This is a genomic window from Pseudonocardia sp. ZF1, assembly GCF_056835605.1.
Genome location: NZ_JAJNBY010000001.1, coordinates 3,025,905 through 3,046,496, shown reverse-complemented (window position 1 = coordinate 3,046,496; position 20,592 = coordinate 3,025,905). Strand labels below are relative to the sequence as shown.

18 protein-coding genes and 2 pseudogenes are annotated in these 20,592 nt (G+C 73.3%); 11 read left to right on the top strand and 9 right to left on the bottom strand.

Going from position 1 to position 20,592, the window contains the following annotated elements:
- Nucleotides 1–43: 43 nt before the first annotated feature.
- Together mshC and ZF1_RS14785 are read left to right on the top strand one after the other, a co-directional pair.
- The gene (mshC, locus tag ZF1_RS14790; protein WP_073574816.1) at nt 44–1,282 is read left to right on the top strand and encodes a cysteine--1-D-myo-inosityl 2-amino-2-deoxy-alpha-D-glucopyranoside ligase; all 1,239 of its coding nucleotides are present in this window, start codon (nt 44–46) and stop codon (nt 1,280–1,282) included.
- A 57-nt stretch (nt 1,283–1,339) separates the two neighbouring features.
- Complete coding sequence (locus tag ZF1_RS14785) at nt 1,340–1,699, top strand: DUF2237 family protein (RefSeq protein ID WP_251782485.1); 360 nt, start codon at nt 1,340–1,342, stop codon at nt 1,697–1,699.
- A 3-nt stretch (nt 1,700–1,702) separates the two neighbouring features.
- Here the strand turns inward: ZF1_RS14785 and ZF1_RS14780 are convergent, their stop codons facing one another.
- Entirely contained in the window at nt 1,703–2,830 is a 1,128-nt protein-coding gene (locus ZF1_RS14780; protein WP_482637537.1) for an MFS transporter, read from the bottom strand.
- A 13-nt stretch (nt 2,831–2,843) separates the two neighbouring features.
- Nucleotides 2,844–3,734 (bottom strand): PAC2 family protein, encoded by an 891-nt coding sequence (locus ZF1_RS14775; protein ID WP_062395159.1) that lies wholly within the window; start codon nt 3,732–3,734, stop codon nt 2,844–2,846.
- A 138-nt stretch (nt 3,735–3,872) separates the two neighbouring features.
- Here ZF1_RS14775 and metH point away from each other — a divergent pair, with 138 nt between their 5' ends.
- The 4 genes from metH (at nt 3,873) to hisG (ending at nt 9,599) form a co-directional block, all read left to right on the top strand.
- Entirely contained in the window at nt 3,873–7,529 is a 3,657-nt protein-coding gene (metH, locus tag ZF1_RS14770) for a methionine synthase (protein WP_482638706.1), read from the top strand.
- Nucleotides 7,522–8,223, top strand: coding sequence for an HAD family hydrolase (locus ZF1_RS14765; protein WP_482637536.1), 702 nt, complete (start codon nt 7,522–7,524; stop codon nt 8,221–8,223). Before metH ends, ZF1_RS14765 begins: the two co-directional genes overlap by 8 nt.
- 165 nt (nt 8,224–8,388) lie before the next feature.
- On the top strand, nt 8,389–8,652 hold the full coding sequence (locus ZF1_RS14760; RefSeq protein ID WP_062395155.1) for a phosphoribosyl-ATP diphosphatase: 264 nt from the start codon (nt 8,389–8,391) through the stop codon (nt 8,650–8,652).
- A gap of 56 nt (nt 8,653–8,708) precedes the next feature.
- The gene (gene hisG, locus ZF1_RS14755) at nt 8,709–9,599 is read left to right on the top strand and encodes an ATP phosphoribosyltransferase (protein WP_100877718.1); all 891 of its coding nucleotides are present in this window, start codon (nt 8,709–8,711) and stop codon (nt 9,597–9,599) included.
- Between the two features lie 102 nt (nt 9,600–9,701).
- Here hisG and ZF1_RS14750 read toward each other — a convergent pair.
- The 5 genes and pseudogenes from ZF1_RS14750 to ZF1_RS14730 form a co-directional block, all read right to left on the bottom strand.
- Nucleotides 9,702–10,695 (bottom strand): annotated as a pseudogene (locus tag ZF1_RS14750) (IS481 family transposase).
- Nucleotides 10,696–10,825: 130 nt separating this feature from the next.
- Nucleotides 10,826–11,671, bottom strand: coding sequence for a thioesterase family protein (locus ZF1_RS14745; RefSeq protein WP_379672762.1), 846 nt, complete (start codon nt 11,669–11,671; stop codon nt 10,826–10,828).
- Between the two features lie 7 nt (nt 11,672–11,678).
- Nucleotides 11,679–12,566, bottom strand: coding sequence for a RecB family exonuclease (locus ZF1_RS14740; protein ID WP_482637535.1), 888 nt, complete (start codon nt 12,564–12,566; stop codon nt 11,679–11,681).
- Nucleotides 12,567–12,608: 42 nt separating this feature from the next.
- Entirely contained in the window at nt 12,609–13,853 is a 1,245-nt protein-coding gene (locus ZF1_RS14735; RefSeq protein WP_482637534.1) for a calcium-binding protein, read from the bottom strand.
- Nucleotides 13,850–14,431 (bottom strand): TasA family protein, encoded by a 582-nt coding sequence (locus tag ZF1_RS14730; protein ID WP_482637533.1) that lies wholly within the window; start codon nt 14,429–14,431, stop codon nt 13,850–13,852. Before ZF1_RS14730 ends, ZF1_RS14735 begins: the two co-directional genes overlap by 4 nt.
- A 127-nt stretch (nt 14,432–14,558) precedes the next feature.
- On the opposite strand from ZF1_RS14730, the gene ZF1_RS14725 reads away from it, so the two are divergent.
- The 5 genes and pseudogenes from ZF1_RS14725 to ZF1_RS14705 all read left to right on the top strand — a co-directional run bounded on the left by ZF1_RS14725 (nt 14,559) and on the right by ZF1_RS14705 (nt 18,953).
- Nucleotides 14,559–15,104, top strand: a complete 546-nt coding sequence (locus ZF1_RS14725; RefSeq protein WP_476651481.1) for a signal peptidase I — start codon at nt 14,559–14,561, stop codon at nt 15,102–15,104.
- Nucleotides 15,105–15,337: 233 nt separating this feature from the next.
- Nucleotides 15,338–16,150 (top strand): annotated as a pseudogene (locus ZF1_RS14720) (tRNA (adenine-N1)-methyltransferase); the annotation flags it as partial.
- 226 nt (nt 16,151–16,376) lie between these two features.
- Nucleotides 16,377–18,197 carry a proteasome ATPase gene (gene arc, locus ZF1_RS14715; protein ID WP_482637532.1) on the top strand — a complete coding sequence of 607 codons (1,821 nt, stop codon included), beginning with the start codon at nt 16,377–16,379 and terminating at the stop codon, nt 18,195–18,197.
- Between the two features lie 156 nt (nt 18,198–18,353).
- A complete protein-coding gene (locus tag ZF1_RS14710) occupies nt 18,354–18,500 on the top strand; it encodes a hypothetical protein (protein ID WP_168172083.1) in 147 nt (48 codons plus the stop codon).
- A gap of 54 nt (nt 18,501–18,554) precedes the next feature.
- On the top strand, nt 18,555–18,953 hold the full coding sequence (locus tag ZF1_RS14705) for a VOC family protein (protein WP_482637531.1): 399 nt from the start codon (nt 18,555–18,557) through the stop codon (nt 18,951–18,953).
- A gap of 19 nt (nt 18,954–18,972) precedes the next feature.
- On the opposite strand, the gene ZF1_RS14700 is transcribed toward ZF1_RS14705, so the two are convergent.
- A complete protein-coding gene (locus ZF1_RS14700; protein WP_251782493.1) occupies nt 18,973–19,293 on the bottom strand; it encodes an AtuA-related protein in 321 nt (106 codons plus the stop codon).
- Nucleotides 19,280–20,581 (bottom strand): acyclic terpene utilization AtuA family protein, encoded by a 1,302-nt coding sequence (locus ZF1_RS14695; protein WP_482637530.1) that lies wholly within the window; start codon nt 20,579–20,581, stop codon nt 19,280–19,282. The genes ZF1_RS14700 and ZF1_RS14695 overlap by 14 nt, the downstream gene beginning before the upstream one ends.
- Between the last annotated feature and the right edge of the window lie 11 nt (nt 20,582–20,592).

Genomic DNA, 20,592 nt, shown 5'->3' with positions numbered 1-20,592 from the left:
TCGCATGCGTGACCGCTTCCGAGAGCTAGGTAGGTTTGACCGCATGGAGACCTGGGCCCCGACCGACGTCCCGGCACTGGAGGGCAGCGGCCCGCCGCTGCGCCTGCACGACACCGCCACCGGCCGGGTCCGGCCCACGGCGCCGGGCCCGGTCGCGACGATGTACGTCTGCGGGATCACCCCCTACGACGCGACCCACCTCGGCCACGCCGCCACCTACCTGACGTTCGACCTGGTCAACCGCTACTGGCGCGACCTCGGCCACGACGTGCACTACGTCCAGAACGTCACCGACATCGACGAGCCGCTGCTGGAGCGCGCCGAGCGCGACCAGGACGACTGGGTCGTGCTGGGCCTGCGCGAGACCGCCCTGTTCCGCGAGGACATGGAGGCGCTGCGCGTTCTGCCGCCCCGCCAGTTCGTCGGCGCCGTCGAGGCGATCCCCGAGATCGCCGAGCTGGTCGAGAAGCTCGTCGCCGCCGGCGCGGCCTACCGGATCGACGACCCGGAGTACCCCGACGTCTACCACGACGTGACCGCCACCGGGCACTTCGGCTACGAGTCGAACTACGACCTCGACACCATGCTGAGGTTCTCCGCCGAGCGCGGCGGCGACCCGGACCGGCCGGGCAAGCGCAACCGGCTCGACCCGCTGCTGTGGCGCACCGCGCGCCCCGGCGAGCCCGCCTGGGACTCCGGCCTCGGCCGCGGCCGCCCCGGCTGGCACGTGGAGTGCGCCGCGATCGGCCTGAACCGGCTCGGCCCGCAGATCGACCTCAACGGCGGCGGCTCGGACCTGATCTTCCCGCACCACGAGTGCGGCGCCCTGCACACCGAGTCCCTCACCGGTGAGCACCCGTTCGCCCGGCACTACGTGCACACCGGCATGATCGGCCTCGACGGCGAGAAGATGTCGAAGTCCAAGGGCAACCTGGTCTTCGTCTCCAAGCTGCGCAACGCCCGCGTCGACCCGAACGTCATCCGGGTCGCCCTGCTCGACGGGCACTACCGCACCGACCGGTCCTGGACCGACGAGGTGCACGCGAAGGGCGACCGGCGGGTGACCCGCTGGCGCGAGGCCGTCGGCCTCGACGCCGGGCCGGACGCGGCCGAGCTGGTCGCGAAGCTGCGGACCCACCTCGCCGACGACCTCGACACCCCCGGTGCGCTCGCCGCCGTCGACGCCTGGGCCGAGGAGGCGCTCACCCGCCGCGGTACCGACACCGCGGCCCCGCAGCAGGTGCGCACCGCGCTGGACGCGCTGCTCGGGGTGACCCTGTAGCCGGTCCGGTACCCGTCCCGACCGGCAGGGCGGGCGCCCGGCCGGGACACTCCGGGGATGGCCCTCAACGTGCTGGGCGGTGAGCTGGAGACCTGCGGGACCGATCCGCTCACCGGCTTCTACCGCAACGGATGCTGCGACACCGGGGGCGAGGACGCGGGCGTGCACACCGTCTGCGCCCGCGTCACCGCGGAGTTCCTCGACTTCTCCCGCGAGCAGGGCAACGACCTGACGACCCCGAACCCGCGCTTCGGGTTCCCCGGCCTGGTGCCGGGGGACCGGTGGTGCCTGTGCGCGAGCCGCTGGGCCGAGGCGCTGCGCGAGGGCGTCGCACCGCCGGTGGTGCTCGAGGCGACGCACGCCCGCACCCTCGAGTGGGTCGACCTCGACGACCTGCGGGCGCACGCCCACGGGTGAGACTCAGGCGCGGCGCGTCCGGTCGACCGCGAGGACGGCCGGCACGCCCGCCGCGAGCAGCGCCGCGGGCGCGAAGAACGCCACCAGCGGGTCGGCGTGGTAGACCGGCGTCAGCGCCACCGGCGATGCGGCCGTCCCGGCGAAGCGCACCGCCTGCACCACCGACACCGCCCCGCCCCCGCCCCCTCCGGCCGGGCCGAGGACCAGTGCGTTCACCCCGACCAGGATCAGCTGGCTGCACACACCGCCCAGCGCCCACAGTGCGACGACCACGCCCAGCACCGGCACCAGTCCGATCAGGGCGACGAGTACGCCGCCCCCGACGGCCCCGGTCAGCACGCAGCGGCGCGGGCCGAGCCGGTCCACCGCGCCGCCGATCAGGCGCGCGGTGAGGATCCCGGCCACCCCCAGCGCGGTCAGCACCAGCCCGCGCGGCCCAGCACCCAGCCCGAACTGCTCCTCCAGGCGCAGGGCGAGCAGGAAGTTCAGCCCGGCCAGACAGCCCCAGCCGATCGCCGCGACCAGCCCGAGCCGCAGCACCGGACCGGTCCACGCCGAGCGCAGCCGGGGGCGGGCGTCGCCGGTGGCGCGGGCCGAGCCGCCGGGGATCCCGACCACGCCGAGCAGCAGCGCGACGCCGGCCGCACCCCAGAAGGCCCACCGCCAGTCGACCTCGGCGGCCAGCCCGCCGAACAGCGGCGCCGAGGTCTGCCCGGCCGCCTGCAGCGACCCGAACCAGCCCAGCGCCCGGCCCAGCCGGTCCGGCTCCACCGCGGCGGCCAGCGCCGCCAGCAGAACCGGGGTGGTGAACGCGTTCGCGACACCCTGCAGCGCCCGCCCGGCCAGGAAGACCGGCCAGGACACCGCAAGCACGCAGGCCAGCGAGGCGACGACGTAGAGCGCGTACCCGGCGACGACGGTGCGCCCCCGTCCCCACCGGTCGCCGAGGGTGCCCGAGACGAGCATGACCCCGGCGAACGGCAGAAGGTACGTGGTGATCGACACCGACGCCGTCGCCGTCGGGACGCCGAAGTCGGCGCCCAGCTCCGGCAGCATCGCCGCGGTCAGGCCACCGCCGAAGGGCCCGAGGAACGCGCCCAGGAACAGCGCCGCCCGGCGCAGCGCCACCACGAGCCGCGGCCCGTCAGGAGTTGGGGCCGCGGCGGCGCAGGTAGCGCTCGAAGTCCGCCGCGATCGAGTCGCCGGAGGTCTCGCGCAGCTCGGTGCGGGCCTCCTCGTCGTCGGACTCCGAGGCCTGCTCCTCCAGCTGGCGCACGTACTCGCGGACCTCGTCGTCGGCGTCGGCCATCTCCGATACGGTCCGCTCCCACTCCTCGGCCTTCTCCGGCAGGACACCGAGCGGCACCTCGACGTCGAGGGACTCCTCGATCCGGTGCAGCAGCGCGACCGCGGCCTTCGGGACCTGGGCCTGCGAGACGTAGTGCGGCACCTCGGCCCAGTAGGAGACGGCCGGGATGCCGGCCTGCACGCAGGCCTGCTGGAAGACCGCGACGATCCCGGTCGGGCCCTCGTAGTTCGACGGCTCGGTGCCCATCGCCTTCTGCGACTCCGCGTCCCAGGAGGTGCCGTTCACCGGCGTCGGTCGGGTGTGCGGGACCTCGGTGAGCAGGGCTCCCAATGTGATGACCTTCGTCACGCCGAGACGCTCCGCGTGGCCCACCAGTTCCGCGCAGAACGTCTTCCAGCGCAGGTTCGGCTCGATCCCGTTCACCAGGACGACATGCCGGTCGGTGCCCGGCAGCGTCGCCCACGACAGCCGCGTGGTCTGCCACTCGATCCGCCGGGTGACGCCGTCGGAGAGCTTGACGTGCGGGCGCGTGACCTGGAAGTCGTAGTATTCCTCGGGATCGATCGAGGTCAGAGGCTTCGCGTCCCAGCTGAGCTCGAGGTGCTCCAGCGCGGTGCTCGCGGCCTCACCGGCGTCGTTCCAGCCCTCGAACGCCGCGATGAGGACCGGGTCGACCAGGTGCGGAGTGCTGTCGCCGCCCGTGGTGCTCGGCTCTCGGTCGGTCATCGCCCCAGCCTACGACCCCGCGGGCGCACGGCCGGGTTCCCTCCCCGTCACCAGGTACCGTGGTTGATCGTGTCAGCTACGACGGGAGCGGATCACTCGGTGGACATCTCTTCGGACGACCACAGCACGACCCGCCCGATCGACCCCGAACGGGTCGAACGAGCGGCCCGGCGGACCGAGCAGCTGACGGAGCTGCTGGGTCGGCGCATCGGCGTCATCGACGGGGCGTGGGGCACCGTCATCCAGGGCCTCGGCCTCACCCCGGAGGACTACTCCGCGGACTGGCTGCACGGCCACCCCAAGGACACCAACGGCGACCCGGACCTGCTCAACCTCACCCGTCCGGACCTGATCCTGCAGGCGCACCGCAACTACTTCGACGCGGGCGCCGACCTGACGACCACCAACACCTTCACCGCGACCACGATCGGCCAGGCGGACTACGGCCTGGAGTCGAAGGTCGACGAGATGAACGTGGCCGCGGCGCGGCTGGCCCGCGAGGCCGCCGACGAGGCCGAGAAGGCCACCGGCGAGCCCAAGTGGGTGGCCGGCTCCATCGGTCCGCTGAACGTCACGCTGTCGCTGTCGCCGAAGGTCGACGACCCCGCCTACCGGGCGGTGTCCTACGAGCAGGTCTACGACTCCTACGCCCAGCAGATCGCCGCGCTGGACTCCGGCGGCGTCGACGTCCTGCTGATCGAGACCATCTTCGACACGTTGAACTCGAAGGCCGCGCTGCAGGCCGCGCACGACGTCGCCCCGCACCTCCCGGTGTGGATCTCGGTGACCATCGTCGACCGCTCCGGGCGCACCCTGTCCGGGCAGACCGTCGACGCGTTCTGGACCTCCGTGCGCCACGCCGCGCCGCTCGTCGTCGGGCTGAACTGCGCGCTGGGCGCCGACGAGATGCGCCCGCACGCCGTCGCGCTCGCCGAGATCAGCGACGCGTTCGTCGCGACCTACCCCAACGCGGGCCTGCCGAACGCCTTCGGCGGCTACGACGAGACCCCCGAGCAGACCGCGGACTTCCTCAAGGAGTTCGCCGAGTCCGGGCTGGTGAACATCGTCGGCGGCTGCTGCGGCACCGGGCCGGAGCACATCCGCCACATCGCCGACCGGGTCAAGGGGCTGCCGCCGCGGGTGCCGACCGAGGCCCCGCAGCGCACCCGCTTCTCCGGCCTGGAGCGCTTCGAGATCGGCCCCGACACCGGGTTCGTGATGATCGGCGAGCGGACCAACGTCACCGGCTCCAAGCGGTTCCGCAGGCTCATCGAGTCGAAGGACTACAACGGCGCGCTCGACGTCGCGCTGGACATGGTCCGCGGCGGCGCGAACATGCTCGACGTCAACATGGACGCCGACCTGCTCGAGTCCGCCGACGAGATGCGCACCTTCCTCAACCTGCTGGCCACCGAGCCCGAGGTCGCCCGGCTGCCGATCATGATCGACAGCTCGCGGTGGTCGGTGATCGAGGCGGGCCTGCAGTGCGTGCAGGGCAAGGGCGTCGTCAACTCGATCAGCCTCAAGGAGGGCGAGGAGCCCTTCCTGGAGCAGGCCCGCAAGGTCAAGGCCTACGGCGCGGGCGTGGTGGTCATGGCCTTCGACGAGACCGGCCAGGCCGACACCGCCGACCGCAAGGTCGAGATCTGCGGCCGCGCCTACGACCTGCTCGTCGAGAAGGCCGGGCTCGACCCGCACGACATCATCTTCGACCCGAACATCCTCGCCATCGCCACCGGCATGGAGGAGCACAACGACTACGCGAAGGACTTCATCGAGGCCTGCCCGCGGATCAAGGAGCGCTGCCCCGGCGCCCACATCTCCGGTGGTGTCTCGAACCTGTCCTTCGCCTTCCGCGGCAACAACGTCGTCCGCGAGGCCATGGACTCGGCCTTCCTGTTCCACGCCATCAAGGCCGGCCTGGACATGGGGATCGTCAACGCCGGCCAGCTCGCGGTCTACCAGGACATCCCGGCCGACCTGCTCGAGATGGTCGAGGACGTCCTGTTCAACCGCCGCCCCGACGCCACCGACCGGCTCGTGGAGAACGCCGACCGGTTCAAGGGCGAGGGCACCCAGCGCAAGGTCGACCTGTCCTGGCGGGAGGCCGACGTCCGCGCCCGCCTGTCGCACGCGCTCGTGCACGGCATCGTCGACTTCGTCGAGGCCGACACCGAGGAGGCCCGCGCGCAGGCCGCGCGGCCGCTCGACGTCATCGAGGGCCCGCTGATGGACGGCATGAAGGTCGTCGGCGACCTGTTCGGCGACGGCAAGATGTTCCTGCCCCAGGTCGTGAAGTCCGCCCGCGTGATGAAGCGCGCCGTCGCCTACCTCGAGCCCTTCATGGAGAAGGAGAAGGAGGAGGCCAAGGCCCGCGGCGAGATCGACGCCCGCGGCCACGGCAAGGTCGTCATGGCCACGGTCAAGGGCGACGTGCACGACATCGGCAAGAACATCGTCGGGGTCGTGCTGGGCTGCAACAGCTACGAGGTCATCGACCTCGGCGTGATGGTGCCCGCGCAGACCATCCTCGACACCGCCGTCGCCGAGGGCGCCGACGTCGTCGGGCTGTCCGGCCTGATCACCCCCTCGCTCGACGAGATGGTGAACGTGGCCACCGAGATGGAGCGGCGCGGCCTGAAGCTGCCGCTGCTCATCGGCGGGGCCACGACCTCCCGCCAGCACACCGCGGTGAAGATCGCCCAGCAGTACCAGGGCGACGTCCTGCACGTTCTGGACGCCTCCCGGGTCGTGGGGGTCGTGTCGGACCTGCTCGACGACGACCGCGCCGAGGCCCTGTCCCGGCGCAACGACGCCGACCAGCAGCGGCTGCGCGAGCAGCACGAGGGCCGGCAGGCCACGCCGCTGCTGCCCTTCGCCGACGCCGTCGCCAACCGCGAGAGCATCGACTTCGGTGAGCTGCCCGTCCCCGAGTTCACCGGGGCCCGCCCGTGCGAGCCCACGATCGCCGAACTCCGCGAGCTGATTGACTGGCAGTTCCTGTTCCTGGCCTGGGAGCTGAAGGGCAAGTTCCCGCAGATCCTGAACTCGCCGGTCGCCAAGGAGCTCTACGACGACGCCAACGCGATGCTCGACCAGATCATCGCCGAGGACCGGTTCACCGCCCGCGGCGTCTACGGCTTCTGGCCGGCCCGCGCCGAGGGCGAGGACATCGTGATCTCACCCGACGGCGGTGACGTGCGGCTGCCGATGCTGCGCCAGCAGACCGTCAAGCCGAAGGGGCGGGCCAACCGCAGCCTCGCCGACTACGTGGCGCCCGACGGGGACCACCTCGGCGCGTTCGCGGTGTCCATCCACGGCGCCGAGGACATGGCCGCCGAGTTCGAGACCGCGCTCGACGACTACAAGGCGATCATGGTGAAGGCGCTGGCCGACCGGCTCGCCGAGGCCTTCGCCGAGTACGCCCACCGGCAGGCCCGCCGCGAGTGGTTCGAGCCCGACGCGAACCAGGCCGTCGAGGACCTGCACGCCGAGCGGTTCCGGGGCATCCGTCCCGCGTTCGGCTACCCGGCCTGCCCGGACCACACGCTCAAGCGGCCGCTGTTCGACCTGCTGGGCGCCGAGGAGACCGGCGTGGGGCTCACCGAGTCCTTCGCCATGACCCCGGCGGCCGCGGTCAGCGGCATGATGTTCGCCCACCCGGAGTCGCGGTACTTCACCGTCGGCCGGATCGGGTCCGACCAGGTCGCCGACTACGCCGGCCGGCTCGGCGTGGACGTCGCCGTCGTCGAGAAGTGGCTGCGCCCGAACCTGGGGTACACCCCCGATGCCTGAGCCGACGACGACCCGGCCCGCGGGCGTGCTGCTGGACATGGACGGCACCCTGATCGACTCGGAGAAGGTGTGGGAGGTCGCCCTCAACGACCTCATGAAGCACCTCGGCGCCCCGGAGCTGAGCCTCGCGGCCCGCCTGGAGTCCGTCGGCGGCTCGCTCGACTCGTCGCTGCGGATCTGCTTCCGGGAGGCCGGGCGCGACCCCGACACGATCCCCGCCGACGAGTACCGCGAGACCGGCGAGTGGCTCTACGACCGCGCCGGGGAGCTGTTCTCCCACGGCGTGCCGTGGCGGCCCGGTGCCCGGGAGCTGCTCGGCGCCCTGCGCGAGGCGGGCATCCCGACCGTGCTCGTCACCAACACCATCCGGGTGCTGGTGGAGCGGGCGCTGGAGACCCTGGGCCGGGAGCACTTCGCCGCCGTCGTGCCCGGCGACGAGGTGCGCGAGCCCAAGCCGCAGCCCGAGCCCTACCGGCGCGGCGCCGAGCTGCTCGGGGTCGAACCGGGCGACTGCGTCGCGGTGGAGGACTCGCCGACGGGTGCGCTGTCGGCCGAGCGGGCCGGCTGCGCGGTCCTGGTGGTGCCCTGCGAGCTCGAGGTGCCGGCCGGTCCGCGCCGGGTGCTGCGCGAGACCCTCGCCGGGATCGGGCCGGCCGAGCTCGGGGCGGTCCTCGCGGAGGTCCGGGCCCGCTGAACGGCGCAGGCACCGGTGTGAGCGGGCCGTTCGCGGCGACGAGCGGCACCCCGACCTGGTCTTGCTCACTCCGGGTGAACCATCCGGCGCGGTCCGTTGCCCACACGGCTTACCGCCCCGGATGCGCCCGGCGTGCGGCGTGGGTCACCGTTCACACTGGTACCCGTGAAGACATTCGACGACTTGTTCGCCGAGCTGCAGGCCAAGGCCCAGGAGCGGCCGGCCGGTTCGGGGACCGTCGCCGCGCTGGACGCCGGGGTGCACGCCCAGGGCAAGAAGGTGCTCGAGGAGGCCGGTGAGGTCTGGATCGCCGCCGAGTACCAGGGCGACGACGAGCTGGCGGAGGAGATCTCGCAGCTGCTGTACCGGCTGCAGGTGATCATGCTCCAGCGGGGGCTCACCCTCGAGGACGTGTACAAGCATCTGTAGGTCGACCCGACCCACCGACACCACCACCACCGACGACGACCGTCAGGAGAGCGGAAATGCTCCGCGTGGCACTGCCGAACAAGGGCACCCTGGCCGAGCCCGCCGCGACGATGATGCGCGAGGCGGGGTACCGCCAGCGGACCGACTCGCGTGACCTCAGCGTGGTCGACGACGAGAACGAGATCGAGTTCTTCTACCTGCGGCCCAAGGACATCGCGACCTACGTCGGCAAGGGTGACCTGCATCTGGGCGTCACCGGCTTCGACCTCATGGAGGAGTCGGGCAGCCAGACCCAGGAGATCATCCCGCTCGGCTTCGGCAAGTCGCGGTTCCACTTCGCGGCCCCGGCCGACGCCGACTGGAAGATCGAGGACCTCGACGGCCGCAAGATCGCGACGTCCTACCCCCGTCTGGTCCGCTCGTACCTCTCCGGCAAGCGGATCGGCGCGGAGATCGTGAAGCTCGACGGCGCGGTGGAGATCTCCATCCAGCTGGGTCTGGCCGACGCGATCGCCGACGTCGTGTCCTCCGGGCGCACGTTGCGCCAGCACGGTCTGCAGATCATCGGCGAGGCCATCGCCACCTCGCAGGCCACGCTCATCGAGCGGGAGAAGCGGCACGACCGCGCCGAGGACGCCGAGACCACCCGCCTGAAGAAGGTCTTCGCCGACCGGCTGCAGGGCGTCGTCGTGGCCCGCGAGTACCTGATGATGGACTTCGACTGCCCGGAGGGGCTGCTGGAGGCCGTGGAGAAGGTCGCACCGGGCCTGCAGGCGCCGACGGTCTCGCCGCTGTCGAAGAAGGGCTGGGTCGCGGTCCGCACGATGGTGCGCACCAAGGACACGAACCGCGTGATGGACAAGCTCGCCGACATCGGCGCCACCGCGATCCTCACCTCGGAGATCCGGTCCTGCCGCGCGATGACGGTCAACGGCCACGGCCACTGAGCCCACCCCGTCCGACGTCCGTTCCCCCCACGGCGGCCCGCCCCGGTGACTCCGGTGGCGGGCCGCCGTCGTGCGGCCGGGGCGGTGCCGGCGGCCGTACGGCTAGCTGTACTGCCCGGACAGGTTGGTCAACCTGCTGATCGGTGGGAGACCACCGATGGCGGTGTGGGGGCCTGTGGTGGTTGTACTCGTGCAGCCACCCGGGTAGCGCCTTTCGGCGTTGCGACTCGCCGGTGTAGAGCCGGGCGAAGGCCCAGCCGTCGGCGAGAGTGCGGTGGAACCGTTCGATCTTTCCGTTGGTCTGTGGGCGGTAGGGACGGGTGCGTTTCGGGGTGATCCGCAGCGCGTGGCAGGTGTCGCGCCAGGCGTGGGAGCGGTAGGCCGAGCCGTTGTCGGACAGGACTCGGCGGGTGGTGACCCCGCGGGCGGAGAACCAGGCCACGGCGTTGCGCAGGACGGCGATGGCCGTGGCGGCGGTCTCGTCGTCGTGGATCTCGGCGTAGGCCAGGCGGGTGTGGTCGTCGAGCACGGTGTGCACGAATGCTGTGCCCATCTTCGCCTGGTGGTGGGCGTTGCGCGGTTTGCCGGGGGTGGCTGCTCGATTGCGGTCTCCCTGGGCGCGTCCGACATAGCGCCAGCCGCCGCCGTCGGGGATGTTGCCGAGCTTCTTCACATCCACGTGCAGCAGATCCCCGGGGGCGGGGTGTTCGTAGCGACGCACCGGTTCTCCGGTGGCGCGGTCGACATGGGCGAGGCGGTTGATCCGACACCGCACCAGCACCCGGTGCACGGTCGAGGCAGCGACACCGACCCGGTCGGCGATCTGGACCGGGCCCAGGCGCTTCTTCCAGCGCAGGTGCACGATCCGGCGCACCACCGGTGCCGGCGTCGCCCGCGGCGAGTGGTGCGGCCGGCTGGAGCGATCGGCCATGCCGGCCGGGCCGTCGAGGCGGTAGCGGTCGGCCCAGCGTTTCGCGGTCGGCCAGGCCACCTGGAACCGGGCAGCGGCCGCAGCGATCGGCACGTCGCCCTCGACGATCAGACGCGCCAGGCGCAGTCGGCCGCGTTCGGACAGTGGAGCGTTAGCGTGGACCACGAGGACCTCCTGTGGTTGTGGGTGCGGGTGCCTTCGACAGCTCCACACCCTCCGCAGGAGGTCCTCACCCTTCAAGATCAGCTAGATCGTGTCGTCACACGAGTTCGACCAACGTCTCCGGTCAGTACACCTAGCGGGCCCGGACGGTCAGGGCCTGGGCGATCCGGCCGGTGTGCCCGTCGTCGTCGAACAGGGTGGCCGAGCAGGTGCCCAGCCCGTCCGGCCCGACGACGGTCGCGGCGTCGACGCCGATCCACTCGCCGGCCGGGGCCCGGTGCAGGTGCACCGTCAGCTCGGTGTTGACGAACAGCCAGCGCGTCACGTCCAGCGGTGCGGCGAGCCCGTTCGCACAGTCCGCGGCGACCATCAGCCGCTGCGCCGGGCTCGGATCCTCACCCTCGACGAGCGGGACCCGCATCCGGATCCAGCCGCGCCCCGGGCCCTCGTCGCCGAGGCTGCCCCCGTCGAGCCAGGCCCACTCGATCGCGTCGAGGAACCCGGGCAGCCAGCCGTCCGGCCGCTCGGTGCGCACGACGGCGGCGTCCCGCCCGGGCAGCGCGGCTGCCTGCCCCTGCGCGACGACGGCGGTGTCGGACGCGGCGAGCCGCCAGGCCCGGGCCCGCAGCACGTCCCGGTCACCGGCGCGCATCGTCGCCGACAGCAGCTCGATCGTCCGCCCGGGCCGCTCGACGCCCGCGGTGACCGTGACCGGCCCGGCGGGCACCGCCCCGAGCACCTCGACGGTGACGCGGGCGATCCGCCACCCCGCCTCGGCGCCGCCGGGGCGGGACTCGGGCAGCCGTTCGAGGGCGCGGACCAGCAGCGCCGAGGGCGGGCCCATGTGCTGGGCGTCGGCGAACCAGGGGCCGGTCGTCGACGGCGTCGCCTCGAAGGCGGCGTGGGTGACGCCGTCGGCGGTCTGCTCGCCGCGGGGCAGGTAGAACGGGCCGGGCGGGATAGGGGGCGGTGCGCTCACCCGTCGATCATGCCGCGCCGCCCGGCCAGCCGGGATACGGCGGGGGAGTACCGCCCCACGCGGGGCAGTGGGCCGTGTGGTCGCAGGTGCGGCAGGCCGGGCCGGTGCGGGGCCGGAAGTCCCCGGTGGGGGCGGCGAGCCGGATGGCGGTCCACACCGCCTCGAGCAGGCGCCCGAAGCGGGTGAGCTCCTCGGCGTCGGGCCGGTAGGTCAGGGCGGTGCCGTCGGCCAGGTAGAGCAGGCGCAGCTCGTCGGGGACGCGGCCGTGGGTCAGCAGGACGGCCAGTGCGTAGAACTTGAGCTGGAACAGCACGCCGGACTCGTAGCCCTCGCCGGGCGTCGCGCCGGTCTTGTAGTCGACCACCCGCAGCCCGTCGGGACCGTCGTCGAGCCGGTCCAGGATGCCGCGCAGCGGCACCGGCGCCGCGTCGCCGGCGCCGGGCAGGGCCGCCTCGATGCGGGTCTCCACCGCCGTCGCGGAGACGCCGGCCGGGTCCTCCAGGGCGAAGTAGCGGTCGAGCAGCGCGGAGGCCGAGTCCAGCCAGAGCGCGAGCTGCGGGTCCTCCGGGCCGCTGAACAGCGCCGCCGCGGCGGGCTCCGCGGCCGCGAGGTCGTCCCAGCAGGGGCCGAGCAGCTCCCGCGCGGCCTGCGGGGTCCGGTCGGCCGGGTCCCGGGCGAACAGCCGCTCCAGCACCGCGTGCACCAGTGTCCCGCGGACCTGCGCCTGCGACGGCGGCTCCGGGAGCCGATCGACCGCACGGAACCGGTAGAGCAGTGGGCAGCGGCGGAAGTCCGCCGCACGCGACGGGGACAGGGCGGGGGGACGCGGTGCGGTGGCGGCCGGGGACGCACCGGGTCCGGCCGCGCGGGCGGACGGGGGCTCCTGGACGGTCACGCGGGCAGGCTAGCCGGGCCCCCCGACGATTCCGGGATCCGATCAGCCGGGCGGGGCGGTCGTCGCCGGGTCGGGCTCGCCCTCGGGCACGGCCGGCGCGGGCGGGGCCGGCTCCGGGGGTGTGGAGGCGGGATCCCCGGGCGCGGCCGGGTCGGCCGAGCCCTCCGGCACCGGAGTCGCGCCGGGTGCCGGTGACGGTGCGGTCGCCGGTGGCGTCGCGGCGGGGGCCGGTGCCGTGCACGCGGTCAGGAGGTCCTCCGGGCCGGCGTCCGGGCAGGTCGAGCCGTCGGCGAGGCCGCCGTGCAGAACGTCCGGCTCGCGCGGGTTCTCCGGGCCGCCGAGCAGGGTGTCGGCTCCGGCGCCGCCGTAGAGCCGGTCGGCCCCGTCCCCGCCGGAGAGGCGGTCGTCGCCGTCGCCGCCGAGCAGCACGTCGTCCCCGGCCCCGCCGTCGAGTACGTCGTCCCCGCCCGCCCCGACCAGGCAGTCCCGGCCCGGGGACCCCGTGATGCGGTCGGGTCCGGGGGTGCCCACGACGAGCAGCGGCCCGGTGGCCCCCGGCCGGTCGGTGCGGGCGTCGAAGACGGCGCCGTCGCCGCTGAGGACGACGGTCTCGGTGACCGAGGTGATGCCGGCGTCGACGCACTCGGCGGGCGGGGCGGCGACGGCCGGGACGACGCTCGGCGCGGCGACCCGCAGGGACCGGGTGCCGAGCAGGTTCGTGCCGATCCGCAGGGTCCCGTCCACCCGGTCGGTGAAGCCGCCCGAGACCGCCAGCCGGAGCGTCGCCGCCTCGGTGCGCGGCAGCAGCACGACCGGTCCGACCGCGACGGTCAGGGGGACCGTCACCACGGTGCCGGGGGCGAGTGTGGTGACGATGCGGTCCTTCCCGTCGAGCAGCGCGCAGTACGACTCGGCGGTCCGCGACCCGATCCGGACGGTGAGCGAGCCGACGTTCAGGCCGTCGAGCAGCCCGCCGACCCCGGTGGTGCAGGCGGTCGAGGAGTACGCGGGCAGCGACACCGACAGCGTCGCCGGCACCGAACCGCGGTAGTCCACGGTCACCGAGGTGGTCGTCGTCGAGTTCGCCCGCAGGCCGGTCAGTGCGACCGCGGGCGGGGTCGCGCGACCGCCCAGGACCACCGTGCCCGCCGAGGTCGACCCCGCGGCACCCCGGTCGCTGTCGGTGAACACGGCCCAGGTGCCCCAGGCCGTGGCCGACACCGCGACGATCACGGCCGCGGCCCCCAGCGCGAGCGCTGCCCGCCGCCGGGGGACCGCCGGGCTCACGACTGGTTCAGGGTGAACGTCGAGCCGACGGTGATCCGGTCGCCCTGCACCTTGTTGTCCGCCGACGGCGGCAGCGCGAAGGTCAGCGTGTAGGTACCGGTGGCCCCGGCGCCCAGCGGCCCGGACGGCAGCGGGCTCTGGACGAAGGTGCGCAGCGGAACCGCCGCCCCCGCGGTGCCCACCCCCGGCCCGGAGACGACCTGGACGGTCATCTCATCCTGCAGGTTGCCGCCGGCGGCGCAGGCGTTCGCGGCCACCTTCTCCGCCTCCGCCTCGGGCTCGGTGCAGGTGACGTCGGACCCGGTCGCGGTCAGCGATCCGGTGACGGTGCCGGGGACGGAACCGGCGTTGCGGACGTCGACGGTGACGGTGGTGGAGAAGCCGGGGGCGATGTTGGCCTGGTTGAAGAGGACCTTGTCGGCGTTGGAGCCGACGGTGAGGTCGAGGGTGCCGGAGGAGACCTGCCCACCCGGCCCGTCCTCGGTGTCGGTGAAGGCGGCGTAGGTGCCGAGGCCGATCGCGAGTACCGCGACCGCGACCGCGACGACACCGATCCCGACGCGTGTGCGTGTGTCCATGCGCGTGGAGGTTCCCATTGCATCGTCGCAGCTCACCGCCCGATCGTGTACGTCGGGTGTCCGGGAGCGGACCTAGGGTGAGCGGATGGGCCGAGATTCCGTCGCTCCCTCGCATACGTCATGGCCGGTGCCGGCCGTATCCCGCCCGTCCGCGTGGCGCCGGATCGGTGGGGCGCTCGTCACCGTCGTCGTGCTCGGGCTGGTCGGGATGGCCGCGGCGGTCGCGGTCGTCCCAGCGCTGACCGGGTCCCGCGCGTACACGGTGCTGTCCGGGAGCATGGTCCCGACCCTTCCCGTGGGCTCGCTGGTCGTGTCCCGCCCGGTGGACGCGGCCGACGTCGTGATCGGTGACGTGATCTCGTTCGTCGACCGCGACCGGACCAGCGGCGAGACCCGGACCGTCACCCACCGTGTGGTCGCGGTCGATCCCGGCCCCGCGTTCACCACCCGCGGCGACGCGAACCCGGCGCCGGATCCGCATCCGGTGACGGCGCGGGACCTGCTGGGCCGGGTCTGGTACCACCTGCCCTGGGTCGGTGGCGCAGCCGGGTTCCTGCGCACCGGCCCGGGCCTGGTGGTCGGTGGGGGAGCGGTGCTCCTGCTGCTGGGGCTCGGCCTGCTCGTGCCGCGCCGCCGACGCCCCGGCGACCGGGCCGTGCGGGAGCGCGGATAGCGTCGTCGCCCGTGCACGACGCCCTCCCGACCTCCGACGGTGCCACCGGTCCCGTCGACGCCGACCCCACCGACGTCGACCCCACCGACGCCGGCCCCACCGACGCCGGCCCCACCGACGCCGACCCGGCCGACGCCGGCCCCACCGACGCCGACCCGGCCGACGACGGCCCCGCCGACGACCACCACGTCGCCGGGAGCGCCGACGTCGTCTGGGAGCCCCCGCGCCGCGGCGGGCCGTTCCGCGAGGGCGACCGGGTGCAGCTCACCGACCCCAAGGGGCGCCGCTACACCGTCGTCCTCCAGGCCGGCGGGGCGTACCACACCCACCGCGGCCAGATCGACCACGACGACATCATCGGCTCGCCCGAGGGCGGGCTCGTGCACTCCGCGGCGAACACGCCGTACCTGACCATGCGTCCCCGCCTGGCCGACTACGTGCTGTCGATGCCCCGCGGCGCCCAGGTGATCTACCCCAAGGACTCCGCGCAGATCCTCATGTGGGGCGACGTGTTCCCCGGCGCGCGGGTGCTGGAGGCCGGCGCCGGGTCCGGCGCGCTGACCTGCTCGCTGCTGCAGGCCGTCGGGCCGACCGGCAAGGTGATCTCCTACGAGGTCCGCGACGACCACGCCCCGCAGGCGGTCACCAACGTCGAGACCTTCTTCGGCCACCGGCCCCCGCACTGGGAGCTGACCGTCGGTGACGTCCGGCAGCACCGCGGCGAGGTCGACCGGGTCGTGCTGGACATGCTCTCGCCGTGGGACGTGCTCGACACCGTGCGCGACTGCCTGGTGCCGGGCGGGATCCTCGTCGGCTACGTCGCGACCACCACCCAGCTGTCGGTGCTCACCGAGGCGCTGCGGGAGATGCAGTGCTGGACCGAGCCCGAGTCCTGGGAGGCGATGGTCCGCCCCTGGCACGTGGTGGGTCTGGCTGTCCGTCCGGAGCATCGGATGATCGCCCATACGGCCTTCCTGCTGACCACCCGGCGGCTCGCCGACGGCGTCACGCCGCCCCGGCAGCAGCGACGGCCGACCGGCCGCTGACCTGTGCGTTCTGTCCGGTTTCGACCGGATCGCGGCCGCGACGCGCCGGAGCGCGGAACGAGAACGTTACGAACTACCCTCCGTGTGGACGTGGCGGTGACGCCCGTGAAGCCGCAGAGTGACCACATGGTGCCGACCGGCTGAGGCCCGGATCACCGGTTCGACGCACCGTCGCGGTCACCCGTCACGGGTACCGTGGTGAGACGGAACACGGAGGGAGGCTGCCGTGAACCACCCCTACGACGACGGTCCCGGCAACCAGGGTTTCCAGTCTGACCGCGACCTCAGCCCCGCTGAGGCCGCCGAGCACATCCGTCATCTCGAGCACGAGATCTCCTCGCTGCGTCAACGGCTGACCGAGACGCCCCGGCACGCCCGAGTGCTGGAACAGCGGCTCGCCGAGACCACGAGCCGGCTCTCCGCGCTCAACGCTCGGAACGAGAAGCTGACCGAGACCCTCAAGGAGGCCCGCGGCCAGCTGGTCGCGCTCCGCGAGGAGGTCGACCGGCTCGCGCAGCCGCCGTCCGGCTACGGGGTCTTCCTCGGCCGGCACGACGACGACACGGTCGACGTCTTCACCTCCGGCCGCCGGATGCGGGTCCCCGTGTCCCCGGCGGTCGAGGGCGAGACGCTGCGCAGCGGCCAGTCCGTCCGGCTCAACGAGGCGCTCACCGTGGTCGAGGCCATGGGCTTCGAGCAGGTCGGTGACCTCTACTCGCTGCGGGAGATCATCTCCCGTCCGGGTGAGGACGGCTCGGCCGGTCGTGGCCTGGTCGTCGGCCACTCCGACGAGGAGCGGGTCGTCTGGCTGGCGGCGCCGCTGTTCGAGCTCGGACAGGAGGAGGGCACCAGCCCGCTCAAGTCCGGCGACTCGGTCATGGTCGACTCGCGGGCGGGCTACGCCTACGAACGGGTCGCCAAGGCCGAGGTCGAGGACCTCGTGCTCGAGGAGGTCCCGGACATCGCCTACTCCGACATCGGCGGCCTGTCCCGGCAGATCGAGCAGATCCAGGACGCGGTCGAGCTGCCGTTCCTGCACACCGAGCTGTTCACCCAGTACGAGCTGCGCCCGCCCAAGGGCGTGCTGCTCTACGGGCCGCCCGGCTGCGGGAAGACGCTCATCGCGAAGGCCGTCGCGAACTCGCTGGCGAAGAAGATCGCCAAGCAGCGGGGCGACGACCCGGACGAGGGGCGCGCGTTCTTCCTCAACATCAAGGGCCCCGAGCTGCTCAACAAGTTCGTCGGCGAGACCGAGCGGCACATCCGGCTGATCTTCCAGCGCGCGCGGGAGAAGGCGAGCGCCGGCACCCCGGTGATCGTGTTCTTCGACGAGATGGACTCGATCTTCCGGACCCGTGGCTCGGGTGTGTCCTCCGACGTGGAGACGACGATCGTCCCCCAGCTCCTGGCCGAGATCGACGGCGTCGAGGGCCTGGAGAACGTCATCGTCATCGGTGCCTCGAACCGTGAGGACATGATCGACCCGGCGATCCTGCGGCCGGGCCGGCTCGACGTGAAGATCAAGATCGAGCGCCCGGACGCCGAGGGCGCGATCGACATCTTCTCCAAGTACATCACCGACACCCTGCCCATCCACGAGGACGACCTGGCCGAGTTCGGCGGCGACCGCACGGCGTGCACCACCGCGATGATCCAGCGGATCGTCGAGCGGATGTACGACGAGTCCGAGGAGAACCGCTTCCTCGAGGTCACCTACGCCAACGGGGACAAGGAGACCCTCTACTTCAAGGACTTCAACTCCGGCGCGATGATCCAGAACATCGTCGACCGCGGGAAGAAGTCCGCGATCAAGGCGGTGCTCGAGTCCGGCCAGCCGGGGCTGCGGGTCCAGCACCTGCTGGACGCGATCGTCGACGAGTTCGCCGAGAACGAGGACCTCCCGAACACGACCAACCCCGACGACTGGGCGCGGATCTCGGGCAAGAAGGGGGAGCGGATCGTCTACATCCGCACCCTGGTCACCGGCAAGAACGACGCCACCGGCCGTGCGATCGACACCGCGTCGAACACCGGCCAGTACCTGTAGGCGCGCTCCGCGCGCACGGGCCCCGCCGCATCCTGCGGCGGGGCCCGTCGTGTGTCCGGGGATCGTCACCCGGTGGAATGATGTCCGGACGAAACGGGCATCCTGTGCCCGGAGCCGTGCACGTCCGTGTCGCGGCCCGCCACCACGGAGGTCGTCATGGCCGGCATCATCGGGCGCATCAGCGCATTCCTGAAGAGCCCGCAGGGGCGTCGCTACAGCGACCAGGCCAAGCGGATGGCGAGCGATCCGCGCAACCGGCAGCGGGCGCAGGACATGCTGCGCCGCTTCCGCGGGAAGCGCTGAGCGCTGTCCGATCCGTTCACGACGCCGGGCCGCCCGCGGCCTAGCGTCGTGGGCATGGACACCTCGATCGGCGCCGAGCTCGACATGATCGGCATCGTGGTCACCGACATGACCCGCTCGCTGGCCTTCTACCGCCTGCTGGGGCTGGAGTTCCCCGAGGGCTCCGAGACCGAGGCGCACGTGGAGACCACGCTGCGCGGCGGTGTGCGTCTGGCCCTGGACCTGCAGTCGATGGTGGAGGGCTTCCACCCGGGCGTCGCCCCGGACGGCCACGGACGGGTCGGGCTGGCGTTCCGGCTGCCGACCGCCGCGGCCGTCGACGACGCCTGGCGCCGGATCACCGCGGCCGGTCACGCCTCGGTGCTGGACCCGTTCGACGCGCCGTGGGGGCAGCGCTACGCCACCGTCGCCGACCCCGACGGCTCGTCGCTGGACCTGTTCGCCTGGGCCTGACCCGCGGCGCGGACCCCGCTCACCGCGGGCCGGGCGGCGGCGGGAGCGCCAGTGCCAGCAGCCGCGACGACAACGACTTGCCGTGCGTGTCCAGCTCGGTCGACACGGTGACCCCGCCGCCGCGGATCCCGGTGCAGACGAACTGCAGGCAGCTCACCCGGGGCAGCTCGTGGCGGGTGACCTCGCCGCCGACCCAGCGGTCCAGGCCCGCCCGCACCAGCTGCGGGGTCAGCACGGCCACGAGCAGCGGGTAGGACGCGTCGTCGTACGGGACCACGGTCAGCGTCGCCACCGTCCCCTTGTCCCCCGCGCGGCAGTGCGCGATCTCATGCAGCAGCACAGCCGGCCTCCAGGACGGTGACCCGCGGGACGACGGCCGCGCGGGGGACGAGGGTGGACAGCACACCGACGACCTCGTCGAGCCGGGCGCGCACACCGCCCCCGCCCGCCGGGCCGTTGGTGTAGAGCGCCTCCACCTCGTGGGCGAGGACGTCGAGCACGTCCGGGTCGTGGTGCAGCGCCGCGACCCGCAGCCGCGCGTCGGTGTCGCCGCCGCGGACCTCGATCCGGGGGGCGACGGCGAGGCCGCGGACCCGCTCGGCGACGACGTCGGCGGCCAGCCGGGCCCGGGCCCCGGCGTTCGGGCCCACGTAGGAGATCCCGGCCTCGACCCGGTGCCCGGCCCGGTAGCCGACGCTGACCTTGAGCTCGTCCGGGCGGGCCCGGCCGGTGGCGCCGGTGACGCGGACCCGGTCGGGGCCGTCGTCGTCCACGGACACGCCGCGCAGGTCCAGGACGACGTCGGGGGTGCGGTAGCCGGTCGGGTCGGTCACCTCGTAGAGCAGCTGCTCGCGGACCGTGTGCCGGTCGAGTCGGCCGCCGGTGCCGTCGAGCTTGCCGTAGCGCGCGGTCCCGTCGGCGGCGACGTCCGCGAACGGGAACCCGAGATCGGCGAGCCGGGGGACGTCGAGGTGCCCGGGGTCGGCGGCGTACCCGCCGGTCAGCTGCCCGGCGCACTCCAGCAGATGTCCCACCAGGGTGCCCGCGGCGGCCTCGTCCGGGTGGTCGAGATCCCACCCGAGCCGGTGCGCCAGCGGCGCGAGGAACAGCGAGGGGTCCGCCACCCGCCCGGTGACGACGACCGCGGCGCCGGTGTCCAGCGCGGGCGCGATCGCGTCGGCGCCGAGGTAGGCGTTGGCCGACACGAGCTCGCCGTGCTCGTGCAGGGGGACGCCGTCCTCGGCCGCGCGCGCCGCCGGGTCGACCACGTCGAACACGTCGTCGCCGGTCACGACGGCCACCGGCGCGGCGGACCCGAGGCGGTCGAGGTGCTCGCGCACGACACGACCGGCCGCCGGTGGGTTGGCCGCCCCCATGTTGGTGAGCAGCCGGACCCCGCCCGCGAGCAGGTCCGGCAGCAGCGCGGTCAGCCGCTGCCCGAGCCGGGGGTCGTACCCGGTGGCCGGGTCGGCGAGGCGCCGGCGGTGGCCGAGGGCGATGGTGCGCTCGGCGAGGCACTCCAGGACGAGGTCGTCGAGCGCGCCGCGGCGGGCCAGGTCGACCGCGGGCCCGATGCGGTCACCGGCGAAGCCTGCACCGCTGCCGATCCGGGTGGTGGCCGAGGGCATCGGGGTCTCTC

What these genes read in the sequence shown, in the direction of transcription:
- ZF1_RS14705 (WP_482637531.1), top strand. Translation starts at nt 18,555, where the DNA reads ATGGACACCTCGATCGGCGCCGAGCTCGACATGATCGGCATCGTGGTC.
- mshC (WP_073574816.1), top strand. Translation starts at nt 44, where the DNA reads ATGGAGACCTGGGCCCCGACCGACGTCCCGGCACTGGAGGGCAGCGGC.
- ZF1_RS14695 (WP_482637530.1), bottom strand. Translation starts at nt 20,581, where the DNA reads ATGCCCTCGGCCACCACCCGGATCGGCAGCGGTGCAGGCTTCGCCGGT.
- ZF1_RS14730 (WP_482637533.1), bottom strand. Translation starts at nt 14,431, where the DNA reads ATGGACACACGCACACGCGTCGGGATCGGTGTCGTCGCGGTCGCGGTC.
- ZF1_RS14775 (WP_062395159.1), bottom strand. Translation starts at nt 3,734, where the DNA reads ATGACCGACCGAGAGCCGAGCACCACGGGCGGCGACAGCACTCCGCAC.
- ZF1_RS14710 (WP_168172083.1), top strand. Translation starts at nt 18,354, where the DNA reads ATGGCCGGCATCATCGGGCGCATCAGCGCATTCCTGAAGAGCCCGCAG.
- hisG (WP_100877718.1), top strand. Translation starts at nt 8,709, where the DNA reads ATGCTCCGCGTGGCACTGCCGAACAAGGGCACCCTGGCCGAGCCCGCC.
- ZF1_RS14785 (WP_251782485.1), top strand. Translation starts at nt 1,340, where the DNA reads ATGGCCCTCAACGTGCTGGGCGGTGAGCTGGAGACCTGCGGGACCGAT.
- ZF1_RS14765 (WP_482637536.1), top strand. Translation starts at nt 7,522, where the DNA reads ATGCCTGAGCCGACGACGACCCGGCCCGCGGGCGTGCTGCTGGACATG.